Here is a 14177-nt window from a genome sequence, read left to right as displayed (position 1 = left end):
CGGCCGCGCGGTCCGGGCGGCCCGCGGTGAGTGCGCGGCCGACGTCGGAGGAGGGACCGAGCAGCACGGTCAGGCCGTCACCGTGGTTGTCCGCCACGGCGTCGGGCCCCACCCATGTATGCGTCCCGGTACGCACGGGACGAAAGGGATGACTCCTGCGTTTCGGGGTAGCCGGACACAACGGCCGGAGGCGCCGTGACGCCAGGAACCATGGCCCTCCAGCACGCCGCCTCCGGCCGTCCGCCCGATGCACGGCGCGGATGTGTGAGTCGATGTGTGAGTCCAGGAACCCTGGGAACCCGAATTCCTGAAGGAACGTCACCGAATTCGATGACACCTGAAAAGCCTCCACAGCACGACCGTGGACAGGCAACGCAATTCGATGAGGGAGCCGTACTTTATGAGTGACAACATCTGGGGCTACCAGCCGACCACCGGCTACACCGCGGGCACCGACCTGACCGGATTCAAGGTCGAGGCCACCGACGGCAGCATCGGCAAGGTCGACAAGCACTCGGACGACGTCGACTCCTCCTACCTCGTCGTCGACACCGGCGTATGGATCTTCGGCAAGCACGTCCTGCTCCCGGCCGGGACCGTCCAGTCGGTCGACCTGGACGAGCACAGGATCCACGTCGCCCTCACCAAGGACCAGATCAAGAACTCCCCGGAGTTCGACAAGGACAAGCACGTCGGCGACACCGGCTACCACGAGCAGGTCGGCGGCTACTACCAGACGCAGCGCGGCATCTGACCGCGGCACCACCCAAGAGAGCGGGCCCCGCCGGAGACACTCCGGCGGGGCCCGCTCTCGTACGCCCGAACGATCGTCGGGCGCGACACCGTCTACAGGTCAGGCGTCCTTCTTCACCGGCTCCAGAATCGCCACGCACTCCACGTGATGGGTCATCGGGAAGAGGTCGAACGCGCGCAGCGTCCGCACCTTGTATCCGCCGTCCCGGAAGTACGCGATGTCGCGGGCCAGCGCCGCCGGGTCGCAGGCGACGTACGCGATCTTGCGGGCGCCCAGCGACACGAGGTGCTCGACCGTCTTCCTGCCGGCGCCCGCGCGGGGCGGGTCCAGGACGATGAGGTCGACCTCGGCGATGCCGGTGCGCGGGAGGACCGCCTCGACCTTGCCCTGCTCGATGCGGACGCGCTCGAAGCCCGCCAGGTTGTGACGGGCGTCCTCGACCGCGCGCTTGCCCGACTCGATGCCGAGGACCGCGCCCTGGTCGCCGATGCGGTCCGCGAGGGCGCCCGCGAAGAGGCCGACGCCGCAGTACAGGTCGAGGGCCATGTCGCCCTTGCGCGGCAGCAGACCCTGCATGACGGCCTTGACGAGCATGTCGGCGGCCATCGGGTGGACCTGCCAGAAGCCGCCGCTGCCGACCCGGTAGGTGCGGCCGTCGGCCCGCTCGCGGACGAAGGCGCGGCCGTGGACGCGGTGGATGCCGCCGTCCTGTTCGGCGACCCGCATCACGGAGGCCGGCTTGTCGAGCTCGACGAGGGGCAGGCGGGCGCCGGGCTGCGGCTCCAGGATGACCATGCGGTCCTGTGATCCCGTCGCGGCGATCGCGTCGACGGACACCATGCCGGCCCAGTCGCGCTCCTCGATGCCGAGCTCGGTGACGCCCTCGGCGGCGATCATGCAGCGCTCGACGGGCTCGACCTCGTGCGAGCGGTGGCGGCGCAGACCGGCGTTGCCGTCCGCGTCGACCGCGTACTGCACGCGCGTGCGCCAGGCCGGGACCTCACCGGCGGGAAGCTTGTCGCCCTCGGCGGGCATCACCGTGCCGTCCCAGCCGGCCTCCTCGGGCGTGAGGCCCGCGAGACGCTGCAGCTGTTCGGCGATGACCTCGCCCTTCAGGCGGCGCTGCGCACCCGGCTTGGCGTGCTGCCAGTCGCACCCGCCGCAGCGGCCGGGACCGGCGTACGGGCAGGGCGCCTCGACGCGGTCCTTGGACGCGTCGACGATCCGTACCGCGTCGGCGCGCAGGAAGCGCGCGCCCTCCTCACCCTCGGTCACGCGGGCGACGACGCGCTCACCGGGCAGCGTGTGGCGGACGAAGAGAACCTGGCCCTCGTCCGTGCGGGCGATGCAGTGCCCGCCGTGCGCGACGGGCCCGATCTCGACCTCGTACTCCTCCCCCACCAGCGATTTCTTCGGTTCTGCCTGCATGGTGGGGTGACTCCAGATGCGATGGGGGGTACGGCCGGACAACAGCCGACCAGTCTACGTGCTTCCGGCGCCCGCCGATCGCACCCGTCGGGCGGCCGGTCGCCACGCCCCCGGACACAGGTCGGCCCCGGCAGGCAGTGCTCGCCCGCCGGGGCCTCGACCTGTCGCCCGCCGTCAGTTCTTGGCGGTCGGCTCCTTGGGCCGCTCGTGCGCAGGACCGCGGCGCACCGCGCCCGGCGCGCTCCAGTCCTGGCGCCTGCGGGCGCGCAGCTTCGCGGCCTCGGAGGACTCCAGCTGGTAGGGCACCGAGGTGACCATGACGCCGGGCGTGAACAGCAGGCGGCCCTTGAGGCGCAGGGCGCTCTGGTTGTGCAGCAGGTGCTCGTACCAGTGGCCGACCACGTACTCGGGGATGATCACGGAGACGGCGTCGCGCGGCGACTCCTTGCGCAGGCCCTTGACGTACTCGATGACGGGCCGGGTGATCTCGCGGTAGGGCGAGTCGAGGACCTTCAGGGGGACGTCGATGCCGCGCCGCTCCCATTCGTCGCGCAGGTTCTTGGTCTCGGCCGGGTCGACGTTGACGCTGAGCGCTTCGAGGGTGTCGGAGCGCAGCAGCTTGGCGTAGGCGAGGGCGCGCAGCGCGGGGCGGTGGATCTTGGAGACCAGGACGACGGAGTGGACGCGTGAGGGACGGACACTGTCGTCGCTCGGTCCCTCGGGGGCGGCGAGTTCCTCGGCGACCCGGTCGTAGTGCTTACGGATCGCGGACATCGTCACGTAGAAGATCACCATGCCGAGCAGGGCGACCCAGGCGCCGTGCGTGAACTTGGTGACGAGGACGACGACCAGGACGAGGCCCGTGAAGAAGGCGCCGAAGGCGTTGATGGCCCGGGAGCGGACCATGTGGCGCCGCTTGGCCTGGTCGGTCTCGGTGGCCAGGTGGCGGTTCCAGTGGCGGACCATGCCGGTCTGGCTGAGCGTGAACGAGACGAACACGCCGACGATGTAGAGCTGGATCAGCCGGGTCGAGTCGGACCCGTAGATGATGACGAGCATGCTCGCGGCGCCGGCCAGGAGGACGATGCCGTTCGAGAAGGCGAGACGGTCGCCGCGGGTGTGCAGCTGGCGCGGCAGGTAGCGGTCCTGGGCGAGGATCGAGCCGAGCAGCGGGAAGCCGTTGTACGCGGTGTTCGCGGCCAGGAAGAGGACGAGCGCGGTGGCGGCGGCCAGCACGATGAACAGGAAGCTGTCCTTGCCGAACACGGCTTCGCCGACCTGGGAGATCACCGGGTTCTGGACGTAGCCGGAGCCGACCGCCATGCCGTTGTGGATCAGGTCGGTGGCGGGGTTCTCGGCCATGCGCACCTTGGTGACCATGGCGAGGGCGATGATGCCGCAGAACATGGTGACGGCGAGCAGGCCCATCGCCGCGAGCGTGGTGGCGGCGTTCTTCGACTTCGGCTTGCGGAAGGCGGGGACGCCGTTGGAGATGGCCTCGACGCCCGTGAGGGCGGCACAGCCGGAGGAGAAGGCGCGCAGCAGCAGGAAGACGAGGGCGAAGCCCGCGAGCCCCTGGTGCTCGGCCTTGATGTGGTACTGGGCGGTGGGCGCCCGCATGGTGTCGCCGAGGACGAGGCCGCGGAAGGCGCCCCACGCGATCATGACGAAGACGCCGGCGACGAAGACGTAGGTCGGGATCGCGAAGAGCTTTCCGGACTCCTTGACCCCGCGCAGGTTCATCAGCGTGAGCAGGATGATGACCGCGACCGCGCAGGGGACCTTGTGCTCCACCACGAAGGGGACCGCCGAGCCGAGGTTCTCGATGCCGGAGGCGATGGAGACGGCGACGGTGAGGATGTAGTCGACGAGCAGGGCGCTGGCGACGGTGAGGCCGGCCCGCGGTCCGAGGTTGGTGTTGGCCACCTCGTAGTCGCCGCCGCCGCTCGGGTAGGCGTGGACGTTCTGGCGGTAGGAGGCGACCACCGTGAACATCAGCACGACGACCGCGACCGCGATCCAGGGGCTGAAGTGGTAGGCCGACACGCCCGCGATGGAAAGGACCAGCAGCACTTCTCCGGGCGCGTACGCCACGGAGGAGAGCGGGTCGGATGCGAAGACGGGGAGGGCGATGCGCTTCGGCAGGAGCGTTTCGCCCAGCCGGTCGCTGCGCAACGCCCGCCCGATCAGAATCCGTTTGGGCACGTCGGTCAGTTTGGACACAACAGGGGATCGTAAGGGTTCGAACTGGCAGCCGCCCACCCGCCGTCCCTCTTCGTCTCACCATCTGCTCTCCGAGTGAAAACGGGGGCCGCTCCGGCTGCGGATTCCGTGGTCCCGGAGGCTCACGTGTCTATATGACAAAACCCCGCACCCTGACCGCTTTGGAGAACCCATGCACCTGAGCCCGGAGCTCATCGGCGCCACCGTCGGACTGGTCGGCCTCGGAATCCTGACCCTCGCGAGTGTTCGCAGCATCACACGGCGCTGAGACCCGCCGTTCGCCGCCGTCTCCCGGCCGCCGTGCGAAAAAGCGCAGGCGACGCTGCACAGGGGTGCCGCCGGGTGACCGCGCGTGTGTAGCTTGGGCGGCGGTCTGAGACCCTGTTTGCCCGAGCTCTAACCATTGACATCCGGAAGGACGGTCGTGCACATCGTCATCATGGGCTGCGGAAGAGTGGGTTCCGCTCTTGCCCAGACCCTGGAGCAACAGGGGCACACGGTCGCCGTGATCGACCAGGACCCCACCGCCTTCCGTCGGCTGGGCTCCGGGTTCGGCGGCCGTCGCGTCACCGGAGTCGGCTTCGACCAGGACACCCTGCGCGAGGCGGGCATCGAGGAGGCGGGCGCCTTCGCCGCCGTCTCCAGCGGTGACAACTCGAACATCATCGCCGCCCGCGTGGCCCGCGAGAACTTCGGCATCGAGAACGTCGCGGCGCGCATCTACGACCCGCGCCGCGCCGAGGTCTACCAGCGCCTGGGCATCCCGACCGTCGCCACGGTCCGCTGGACGGCCGACCAGATGCTCCGCCGGCTGCTGCCCTCGGGCGCCGAGCCGCTGTGGCGCGACCCCACCGGCGGCGTCCAGCTCGCCGAGGTGCACACCTCCTCCACCTGGGTGGGCCACAAGATCAGCCGGCTCCAGGAGGAGACCGGCGTCCGCGTCGCGTTCCTCACCCGGCTGGGCGAGGCGGTCCTGCCGACCTCGCAGACGGTCCTCCAGGAGGGCGACCTGGTGCACGTGATGATGCGCACCGACGAGGTGGACAAGGTCGAGGCGGCGTTCGCCAAGGGCCCTGAGGAAGAGGCGGGTCACTGATGAGGGTCGCCATTGCCGGTGCCGGTGCCGTGGGCCGCTCGATCGCGGGCGAACTGCTGGAGAACGGCCACGAGATCCTGCTGATCGACAAGGCTCCGACCGCCATCTCGGTCGAGCGCGTCCCGCAGGCGGAGTGGCTGCTCGCCGACGCCTGCGAGATCACCTCCCTGGACGAGGCCGCGCTCCAGCGCTGCAACGTGGTGATCGCGGCCACGGGTGACGACAAGGTCAACCTCGTCGTCTCCCTGCTCGCGAAGACCGAGTACGGGGTCCCCCGCGTCGTCGCCCGGGTGAACAACCCCAAGAACGAGTGGCTCTTCAACGAGTCGTGGGGCGTGGACGTCGCCGTCTCCACCCCGCGCCTGATGTCGGCCCTCGTCGAGGAGGCCGTCAGCGTCGGCGACCTGGTGCGGCTGCTCCGCTTCAGCCACGGCGACGCCAACCTCGTGGAGCTGACCCTGCCGCCGGAGTCCGCCCTGGCCGGCACGACCGTCGGTGACGTCGAGTGGCCCGAGGACACCTCCCTGGTGACCATCATCCGCGGCACCCGCGTCCTGACGCCCTCCCGGGAGGACGCCCTGGAGGCCGGCGACGAACTGCTCTTCGTGGCCGCCCAGGCCCGCGAGGAGCAGCTGGAGGACCTGCTGTCGGTGCGCCGCGAGGACGCGTCGAACTAGCGGCCGCTCGCGGTACGACGATGGGGGCGCCCGGAGAATCTCCGGGCGCCCCCATCGTCGTGGAGGCACCGGTGCGAGCGTCCCGGTGTGCGGAGCGGGCTTCCCCGTACGGCGTGCGGTGCGGGCTTCCCCGCGTGTGCCGCCGGTGCGCTTCGTCCGCTCGGGGAGTGCTCTCGGGAAGTGCCTACGGGGAGTACTTACGCCTCGCGGCGGTGGCGGGCCGGGGCGGCACTCTCGCCGCGCTCCTCGGCCAGGGCGGCCTTGCGCTCCTTCTCGGCCTTCTCCTCGGCCTCCATCTCCGCGAACACGTCGATGGGCGGCGGCGCCTTGGCGAGGAAGACCCAGGTCAGCCAGACGGCGAGCAGGAACGGCGGGATCTTCAGGGCGATGAGCACCCAGCCGAACTGGGTGGTGTCGCCCCACCAGTAGAGCGGGAAGAGCACCGCGCACTTGGCGAGCAGGATCAGGCCCCAGGCCCAACTGGCCTTCGCGTACGCCTTCTTGCGGCCGGGATTGCGGGTGCGCCAGGAGAGGTTCTCCTTGAAGACCGGGCCGAGGATCAGGCCGATCAGCGGGACGCCCGCGAGGGTCGTGACGATGTAGGCGACGGCGAGTCCGAGCGTGTAGAGCATGCCCGGCAGGTAGAAGTCCTTGGCGTTGCCAGTCATCATCGCGAAGACCACGCCGAAGGCGACGCCGAAGACGCCGCTGAAGGCGTGCTTCACGGTGTCGCGCCGCACCAGGCGGACCGCGACGAGCAGCAGGGACACGGCGAGGGCGGCGATGGCCGACCAGTGCAGATCCTTGTTGATCGTGAAGATGGTGACGAAGAGCAGGCCGGGCACCACCGTCTCGACCATGCCGCGCACGCCGCCGAAGGCCTCGAAGAGTGCGGCCTCCGTCACCGCCCTGGAATCCTGCTGGGGGTCTTCGGTCGGCTTGTCGAGCGACGTCACCGGCTACTCCCGTCCGAGCGGTCTGAGTTCGTACTTCGGATTGAACAGCACCCTACGGCCCCGGCTCATCGAGATGCGGCCGGATGCGATGAGCTTGCGCCCGGGCTCGATGCCGACGATGGAGCGGCGGCCGAGCCAGACCACGTCCAGGGCGGCCGAGCCGTCGAACAGCTCGGCCTCCAGGGCCGGGACACCGGCCCGTGGCCGCAGAGTGACCGTGCGCAAGGTACCAGTAACCGTGACGATCTGCCGGTCCTGGCAGTCGCCGATACGGGTGCAGCCCGCGGTCGCGGTGTCCTCCCGCAGCTCCTCGGACTCCAGGTCCTCCTGGGTCGAGGAGAGCCGGTCCATCATGCGCCGGAACCGGCCCGCCGGCTTTTCGGAACGAGGAACAGCACTCATACCGAAAGCCTACCGGTGAGCGTTGACACCTACGTACCCACGCTTCCCCGGTGGCGAACCGGGGCCTTCGGAGGTCGCCGGGACCACCGACGGCGTCACGTTCCGTACATGCGCGCGCGTCATCGCCCGCACCGGCGTTCCCGCGTTCCCCCGCCCCCGCGCACCGGACGCGTCACGCGTCGAACCGGAGGGCGGGTCACCGCTCGAACCGGTAGCCCATCCCCGGCTCGGTCATGAAGTGCTTGGGGTGCGAGGGGTCGGCCTCCAGCTTGCGACGCAGCTGGGCCATGTAGACCCTCAGGTAGTTGGTCTCCGTCCCGTACGACGGCCCCCAGACCTCCTGGAGCAGCTGCTTCTGGCTGACGAGCCGGCCCGTGTTGCGGACCAGGACCTCCAGCAGGTGCCACTCGGTGGGGGTGAGACGGACGTCCCGGCCGTCGCGGTGCACCTTCTTCGCGGCCAGGTCGACGGTGAACCCCGCGGTCTCCACGATCACGTCGTCCTCGCCGCCCCCGGTGGGCTCCGCGCGGCGGACGGCGGCGCGCAGCCGGGCGAGCAGCTCGTCCATGCCGAAGGGCTTGGTGACGTAGTCGTCGGCGCCCGCGTCGAGCGCCTCGACCTTCTCGTCGGAGGAGTGCCGGGCGGACAGCACCAGGATCGGCACCCGGGTCCAGCCGCGCAGCCCCCTGATCACCTCGACGCCGTCCATGTCGGGCAGGCCGAGGTCGAGGACGATGACATCGGGGTGCCGGGCGGCGGCGAGCTGCAGCGCGGTGGCTCCGTCGGGGGCCGCGTCGACCTCGTACTTGCGTGCCTTCAGGTTGATCACGAGGGCTCGGGTGATCTGCGGCTCGTCGTCGACCACGAGGACCCGGGTCATGAGACCTGCCTTTCTGCTACTGCTGACGGGGCGGCCACGTCGGGCCTGCGGGCCACGGCCCGCAGCGTGAGCACCATGGTGAGTCCGCCGCCGGGGGTGTCCTCGGCGTTCAGGGTGCCGCCCATCGCCTCGGCGAAGCCGCGGGCGACGGCGAGACCGAGGCCCACGCCGTTGCCGCGCGGGGCGTCCCCGTAGCGCTGGAAGGGCGCGAAGATACGGTCCTTGGCCTCGTCCGGAACGCCGGGGCCGCGGTCGACCACCCGGACCTCGACCCGGTCGGCGATGGCGCTCGCGGCGACCAGGACCCGCTTGTCGAGGGGGCTGTACTTGACGGCGTTCTCGACGAGGTTGGCGACGGCACGCTCCAGGAGTCCGGCGTCGACGGCGACCATCGGCAGGCTCTCGGGGATCTCCAGGTCCACGCTGTCCTCGGGAACACCGCCGAGTGCCATGGGGACCACCTCGTCGAGGTCGATCTCGCGGATCAGCGGGGCGACGGTGCCGGTCTGGAGCCGGGACATGTCCAGCAGGTTGCCCACGAGGTGGTCGAGACGGTCGGCGCCGTCCTCGATGCCTTCCAGGAGTTCGGCCTGGTCCTCCTCGGACCAGGCGACGTCGTCCGAGCGCAGGGACGACACCGAGGCCTTGATCCCGGCGAGCGGGGTGCGCAGGTCGTGGCTGACGGCGGCCAGCAGGGCGGTGCGGATGCGGTTGCCCTCGGCCAGTTCCTTGGCCTGGTCGGCCTCGTGCTGGAGGCGCTGGCGGTCGAGCACGACCGCGGCCTGGGCGGCGAAGGCCGCCAGTACCCGGCGGTCGGAGGCCGGCAGCACCCGCCCGGACAGGGCGAGCGCCATGTGGTCGCCGACGGGCATGTCGACGTCCGCGTCCTCGGGCCGGGCCGAGGGGTCCGGTCCGACGCTGCCGGCGCAGGTCCACGGTTCGACGTCGTTCACCCGCTCCAGCAGCGCGACGGACTCCATCGCGAACGTCTCACGGACCCGCTCCAGCAGGGCCTCCAGGCTGGTCTCGCCGCGCAGCACGCTGCCCGCGAGGAAGGAGAGGATCTCCGACTCGGCGCGCAGCCGCGCCGCCTGGTGCGTGCGGCGGGCCGCCAGGTCCACCACCGAGGCGACGGAGACGGCGACGCCCACGAAGATCACGATGGCGACGATGTTCTTCGGGTCGGCGACCGTCAGCCGGTGCAGGGGGGGTGTGTAGAAGTAGTTCAGGAGCAGGGATCCGAAGGCGGCCGAGGCGAGCGCCGGGAGGAGCCCGCCGAGCAGGGCGGCCGCGACCGTGACGGCCAGGAAGAGCAGCATGTCGTTGGCGAGGCCGAGGTCGATGGTGTTCAGCAGCAGCGCCAGCACCACCGGGCCGCCCACTCCGACCAGCCAGCCCCAGATGATCCGGGAGCGCCCGAGCCGGGCCCCGCGTGCCACGGGCAGTCCCCGGCCCTTGGCGACCTCTTCGTGGGTGACGATGTGGACGTCCAGGTCGGGTCCCGACTCGCGGGCGACGGTGACACCGACGCCCGGCCCGAAGACGTACTGCCAGGTCTTGCGGCGCGAGGAGCCGAGGACGATCTGGGTGGCGTTGACTCCGCGCGCGAAGTCCAGCAGGGAGGCCGGTATGTCGTCGCCCACCACGTGGTGGAAGGTGCCGCCGAGGTCCTCGACCAGGGTGCGCTGGAGAGCCAGCTCCTTCGGTGAGGCGGCGGTCAGCCCGTCGCTGCGCGCGATGTAGACGGCCATCACCTCGCCTCCGGCGCCCTTCTCGGCGAGCCGCGCGGCCCGCCGGATCAGCGTCCGCCCCTCGGGACCGCCGGTCAGTCCGACGACGATCCGCTCCCGTGAACCCCAGATCTTGGAGACCCGGTGCTCGCTGCGGTACTCGGTCAGGTACTCGTCGACCCGGTCGGCGACCCAGAGCAGCGCCAGCTCGCGCAGGGCCGTGAGGTTGCCCGGTCGGAAGTAGTTGGACAGCGCGGCGTCGACCTTGTCCGACTTGTAGATGTTGCCGTGGGCCATACGGCGACGGAGCGCGGGTGGCGACATGTCGACCAGCTCGATCTGGTCGGCCCGCCGGACCACCTCGTCGGGCACGGTCTCCCGCTGCCGCACGCCCGTTATCGACTCGACGACATCGCCGAGTGACTCCAGGTGCTGGATGTTGACGGTGGAGACGACGTCGATGCCGGCGGCGAGCAGTTCCTCCACGTCCTGCCAGCGCTTGGCGTTGCGCGAGCCGGGGACGTTCGTATGGGCCAGTTCGTCCACCAGGGCGACGGCGGGGGCGCGGTGGAGCACCGCGTCGACGTCCATCTCGGTGAAGGTGCCGCCCCGGTACTCCAGCTCCCGACGCGGGACCTGCTCCAGACCGTGCAGCATCACCTCGGTGCGGGGTCGGTGGTGGTGCTCGACGAACGCCACCACACAGTCGGTCCCGCGCTCGACGCGGCGGTGCGCCTCGGAGAGCATCGCGTACGTCTTGCCGACGCCCGGTGCCGCACCGAGGTAGATCCGAAGCTTTCCGCGTCCCATGAGCCCTATTGTCTTCCTGTCACCGCCGTGTACGCAGCGTCGACCTTACGGCCAAGAATTCCGGCAAAGGGGACGAGAGGCCGGTCGGAGGACGTCCTTGACGCAACCCTGATGCCCGCACGGCCGCGCGCGGCGTACCGACCCCTACGGCGCGTGACCAGGTGAGACCCGGGCGCCGCCCCCTAGTGCTCGATCAGCTCGCCGTCGCTCAGCTCCAGCACCCGGTCGGCGAGGTCCAGCAGGGTCGCGTCGTGGGTGGCGACCAGGGCGGTCACCTGCTGGCTGTGGACGACGGCGCGCATCAGCTCCATCACGGCGTGGCCGGTCTCCGCGTCCAGCTGGCCGGTGGGCTCGTCGGCTATGAGCAGGGCCGGCTCGTTGGCCAGGGCGCGGGCGATGGCCACGCGCTGCTGCTGGCCGCCGGACAGCTCCCCGGGGCGCTGGGCCGCGTGGTCGGCGAGGCCGACGAGGGAGAGCAGCAGCTTGACGCGCTCCTCACGCTCGCGGGTCGCGGCCCGGCGCAGCCGCAGCGGCACCCCGACGTTCTCCGCGGCGGTGAGGATGGGGATCAGGCCGAAGGACTGGAAGACGAAGCCGATGCGGTCGCGACGCAGGCCGAGCAGACCGCCCTCGTCGAGCGTGGAGAGGTCGAGGCCGTCCACGACGACGTGTCCCTCGTCCGGCGAGTCGAGTCCTCCGACCACGTTGAGCAGGGTGGTCTTGCCCGAGCCGGAGCGGCCCTTAAGGGCGACGAGTTCTCCGCGCGGCACGTCGAAGGAGACGCCGCGCAGCGCGTGCACGGCGGCGGCCCCGGTGCCGAACGTGCGGTGGACGTTCTCGACGCGCAGCATGGTGTCGGTGGCGGTGCCCGCACCGGTGACGATCTGGCTCATGTTCCCTCCCCGTGATCCCCCGTGGACCGGGCGCCAGTATCGCGACCCGACGCCCGGTCCCTCAATGGTTCATCGCACGAGACCCCCGTTTCGGTTCACGCGGGATTGTCGCCGTGCGTCAGGGTCTCCCAGGCGACGAACAGGTTGTTGCTGCCGGCCGGGCGGTTCTGCTGGGTGAGGTTCTGGGTGTTGGTCATGGCGATGCCCAGGCGGTTGTGGAGCGCGTTGTAGCCGACCTCGGTGACCGGGCCGAGCCCGAGGTTGAGCGAGCCGCCGCACAGGGAGCTCGGGACGGCCGCCCCCAGCTGGTACTTCGCCTGGAAGCCGAGCGCCTGGCGCAGCCGCTCCCCCACGTCGGTGCCGTACAGGTCCTGGCCCTGGATCCGGCTGGTCTCGGCGATGTGCGAGATGGCGGAGATGCCGTAGCCGGTGTGCGTGAAGTCGCGGCAGGTCTCCTGGGTGAGCCCGGTGACGAAGGTGGACTGTCCCTGCCAGTAGCTGACGATCTTCGCCGTGGTGTCGAGGTTCTGGCTCGGCACCGTCTTGGGCACGGAGCCGTCGGTGGACAGGTACACGTACGCCGCGGTGCGCGTCCGGAACTTCGCCATGGCCTTGTCGTACGACGTCTTGTCCTCAAGGAAGACGGAGATGCCGACGGCGGCCTCCATCATCGACAGCTCCCAGTTCCCGTTGGAGTTGGAGCCGTTGATGATCTCGGGCAGGTACACCGTGCGCAGCATGGTCGCGAAGCGGCCGGAGTTGGCCCAGGATCCGGTGTACGTGTACTTGATGATCTCGGCGGCCTTGGGCCAGGAGGAGCCGGCCCAGCCGGTCTGCAGGGGCGCGTTGCTGTTGGTGTGGTCCTTGATCACCGCGGACCAGGCGTCCATCAGCTCGATGGCCTTCTTCGCGTACCGCTCGTCGCGGGTGACGTACCAGGCGAGCGCGTCGGTGTACGCGGCGATGGCGTCCTCGCGCTCGTCCGTACAGCCGTAGTTGGGGTTGGAGTACGAGCCGCACTCGACCGTGGCACGCGGTGCGGGGGTCCGGGTGAGCGAGGCGTACTTGCTCCCCATCATCTGGTCGTAGGCGCCCTTCCAGGGCTGCGCGCCGGCCAGCACCTGGGTGCGGGCGAAGTCCAACTGGCCCTTGGAGACGGTGACTCCGGGATGGACGAAGGTGGCGGGCGCGGCCTCGGCACGGTGGGCGCCGGGACCGGACAGGAGCGTTCCCACGAGCGCGGCGGTCGCTGCGGCCGCCAGGACGAGGAACGCGGGACGCCGTCGGCGGCGCCGGGGTGTGGGGGTGTCGGACATGCAGAGCCATCCGTTCTTGTATGTGAACGACGCATGGAATGCTGAACATGTGCGCTGGCCGGTGACCATAGGTACGGACCAGACTTCCGTCAAGGCCTGAAGAAAGACCCGCTGCTCAACTGCCGTTCCTGTACGAGAACTTGATGGGGACAGCCTGGGAGGGCCGGCACGGTCGGGATACCCACCGGAACCCCGGACACAGGAAAGGGCCGCATCCGCTGGGGATGCGGCCCGCCTGATGACCGGCTAGCGAACCTCGGTGATCTCCGGTCCGCGCTGCAGCTGTCCCATGCCGCCGGAGAAGCGGGAACCGCTCTGCTCCTCCTGCTGGACACCCTCGGGGACCATCTGCGCGTCGTTCGGCAGCTTCAGGACGATCGGGTCACGGGGGGCCATCGGACCCTCACCACGCACGACAACCGTGTCCCGGAAGATCTGCTCCAGCAGTCCGGCGGCCTGTGGCTGCACCGCGCCCTGCCCGGAGATGACTCCCCGCAGGAACCAGCGGGGGCCGTCCACACCGACGAAGCGCACGACCTGGAAACCGCCCGTGCCGTCCGGCAGCTGCACGGGCACCTGGGCCCGCAGCTCCCAGCCCAGCGGGCCCTCGACCTCGTCGATGACCCCGCCCTGCTGGGTGATCCCGGAGGCGATCTCCTCGCGCACCTCGCCCCAGATGCCCTCGCGCTTGGGAGCGGCGAAGGCCTGCAGCTGCACGGCGCTGTCCTTCAGGACGACGGTCGCGGCGACGATCGCGTCACCCGCGACCTCGACACGCAGCTCCATGCCGTCCACTCCGGGCACGAAGAGGCCACCCAGGTCCACACGGCCCTCGGAGGGGTCGCGGACCTCGGTGCCGTCCCAGGGTCCATCGGGGCGCGGCTCGGGTTCGAGGCGCACGCGCTCGCGGCCCTCGTTCTCGTCCGTCCCAGCGTCGACGCCGTCGACGACCTGCTCGGCCTCGCCCGCCGCGTCCTCGGCGGCACTGCCCTTCTTGCGACGTCCGAACACG

The 14177-nt window shown here is 70.4% G+C and carries 12 protein-coding genes; 3 read left to right on the top strand and 9 right to left on the bottom strand.

The window, feature by feature from the left end; translation table 11 throughout:
• Nucleotides 1-400 precede the first annotated feature (400 nt).
• Nucleotides 401-754, top strand: a complete 354-nt coding sequence (locus tag AB0C62_RS22620) for a PRC-barrel domain-containing protein (RefSeq protein WP_362975741.1) — start codon at nt 401-403, stop codon at nt 752-754.
• Between the two features lie 99 nt (nt 755-853).
• On the opposite strand, the gene AB0C62_RS22615 is transcribed toward AB0C62_RS22620, so the two are convergent.
• A complete protein-coding gene (locus tag AB0C62_RS22615) occupies nt 854-2182 on the bottom strand; it encodes a class I SAM-dependent RNA methyltransferase (protein WP_362975739.1) in 1329 nt (442 codons plus the stop codon).
• Between the two features lie 174 nt (nt 2183-2356).
• The gene (locus AB0C62_RS22610; RefSeq protein ID WP_362975737.1) at nt 2357-4405 is read right to left on the bottom strand and encodes an APC family permease; all 2049 of its coding nucleotides are present in this window, start codon (nt 4403-4405) and stop codon (nt 2357-2359) included.
• A 424-nt stretch (nt 4406-4829) separates the two neighbouring features.
• Here AB0C62_RS22610 and AB0C62_RS22605 point away from each other — a divergent pair, with 424 nt between their 5' ends.
• Complete coding sequence (locus AB0C62_RS22605; RefSeq protein WP_362975735.1) at nt 4830-5501, top strand: TrkA family potassium uptake protein; 672 nt, start codon at nt 4830-4832, stop codon at nt 5499-5501.
• Nucleotides 5501-6178 (top strand): TrkA family potassium uptake protein, encoded by a 678-nt coding sequence (locus AB0C62_RS22600; protein WP_362975733.1) that lies wholly within the window; start codon nt 5501-5503, stop codon nt 6176-6178. Before AB0C62_RS22605 ends, AB0C62_RS22600 begins: the two co-directional genes overlap by 1 nt.
• Before the next feature lie 197 nt (nt 6179-6375).
• Here AB0C62_RS22600 and AB0C62_RS22595 read toward each other — a convergent pair whose 3' ends face one another.
• From AB0C62_RS22595 to AB0C62_RS22565, 7 genes are all read right to left on the bottom strand, one after another.
• Nucleotides 6376-7134, bottom strand: a complete 759-nt coding sequence (locus AB0C62_RS22595) for a DUF3159 domain-containing protein (RefSeq protein ID WP_362975731.1) — start codon at nt 7132-7134, stop codon at nt 6376-6378.
• A 3-nt stretch (nt 7135-7137) separates the two neighbouring features.
• Nucleotides 7138-7536: an OB-fold nucleic acid binding domain-containing protein gene (locus AB0C62_RS22590; RefSeq protein WP_081219859.1), complete on the bottom strand. Its 399-nt coding sequence runs from the start codon at nt 7534-7536 to the stop codon at nt 7138-7140.
• A 196-nt stretch (nt 7537-7732) separates the two neighbouring features.
• Complete coding sequence (locus AB0C62_RS22585; protein WP_164375168.1) at nt 7733-8416, bottom strand: response regulator; 684 nt, start codon at nt 8414-8416, stop codon at nt 7733-7735.
• Nucleotides 8413-10956, bottom strand: a complete 2544-nt coding sequence (locus tag AB0C62_RS22580; protein WP_362975729.1) for an ATP-binding protein — start codon at nt 10954-10956, stop codon at nt 8413-8415. Before AB0C62_RS22580 ends, AB0C62_RS22585 begins: the two co-directional genes overlap by 4 nt.
• 182 nt (nt 10957-11138) lie before the next feature.
• Nucleotides 11139-11849, bottom strand: coding sequence for an ABC transporter ATP-binding protein (locus AB0C62_RS22575; RefSeq protein WP_362975727.1), 711 nt, complete (start codon nt 11847-11849; stop codon nt 11139-11141).
• Nucleotides 11850-11944: 95 nt separating this feature from the next.
• Entirely contained in the window at nt 11945-13165 is a 1221-nt protein-coding gene (locus tag AB0C62_RS22570; RefSeq protein ID WP_362975725.1) for an alginate lyase family protein, read from the bottom strand.
• Nucleotides 13166-13411: 246 nt separating this feature from the next.
• Nucleotides 13412-14176 (bottom strand): DUF3710 domain-containing protein, encoded by a 765-nt coding sequence (locus AB0C62_RS22565; protein ID WP_362975723.1) that lies wholly within the window; start codon nt 14174-14176, stop codon nt 13412-13414.
• Between the last annotated feature and the right edge of the window lies 1 nt (nt 14177).

It is taken from the genome of Streptomyces sp. NPDC048643 (genome assembly GCF_040650615.1).
GTDB lineage: Bacteria > Actinomycetota > Actinomycetes > Streptomycetales > Streptomycetaceae > Streptomyces.
This window is presented reverse-complemented; position numbering and strand designations above follow the sequence as displayed.

What these genes read in the sequence shown, in the direction of transcription:
- AB0C62_RS22620 (WP_362975741.1), top strand. Translation starts at nt 401, where the DNA reads ATGAGTGACAACATCTGGGGCTACCAGCCGACCACCGGCTACACCGCG.
- AB0C62_RS22615 (WP_362975739.1), bottom strand. Translation starts at nt 2,182, where the DNA reads ATGCAGGCAGAACCGAAGAAATCGCTGGTGGGGGAGGAGTACGAGGTC.
- AB0C62_RS22600 (WP_362975733.1), top strand. Translation starts at nt 5,501, where the DNA reads ATGAGGGTCGCCATTGCCGGTGCCGGTGCCGTGGGCCGCTCGATCGCG.
- AB0C62_RS22590 (WP_081219859.1), bottom strand. Translation starts at nt 7,536, where the DNA reads ATGAGTGCTGTTCCTCGTTCCGAAAAGCCGGCGGGCCGGTTCCGGCGC.
- AB0C62_RS22585 (WP_164375168.1), bottom strand. Translation starts at nt 8,416, where the DNA reads ATGACCCGGGTCCTCGTGGTCGACGACGAGCCGCAGATCACCCGAGCC.
- AB0C62_RS22580 (WP_362975729.1), bottom strand. Translation starts at nt 10,956, where the DNA reads ATGGGACGCGGAAAGCTTCGGATCTACCTCGGTGCGGCACCGGGCGTC.
- AB0C62_RS22575 (WP_362975727.1), bottom strand. Translation starts at nt 11,849, where the DNA reads ATGAGCCAGATCGTCACCGGTGCGGGCACCGCCACCGACACCATGCTG.
- AB0C62_RS22570 (WP_362975725.1), bottom strand. Translation starts at nt 13,165, where the DNA reads ATGTCCGACACCCCCACACCCCGGCGCCGCCGACGGCGTCCCGCGTTC.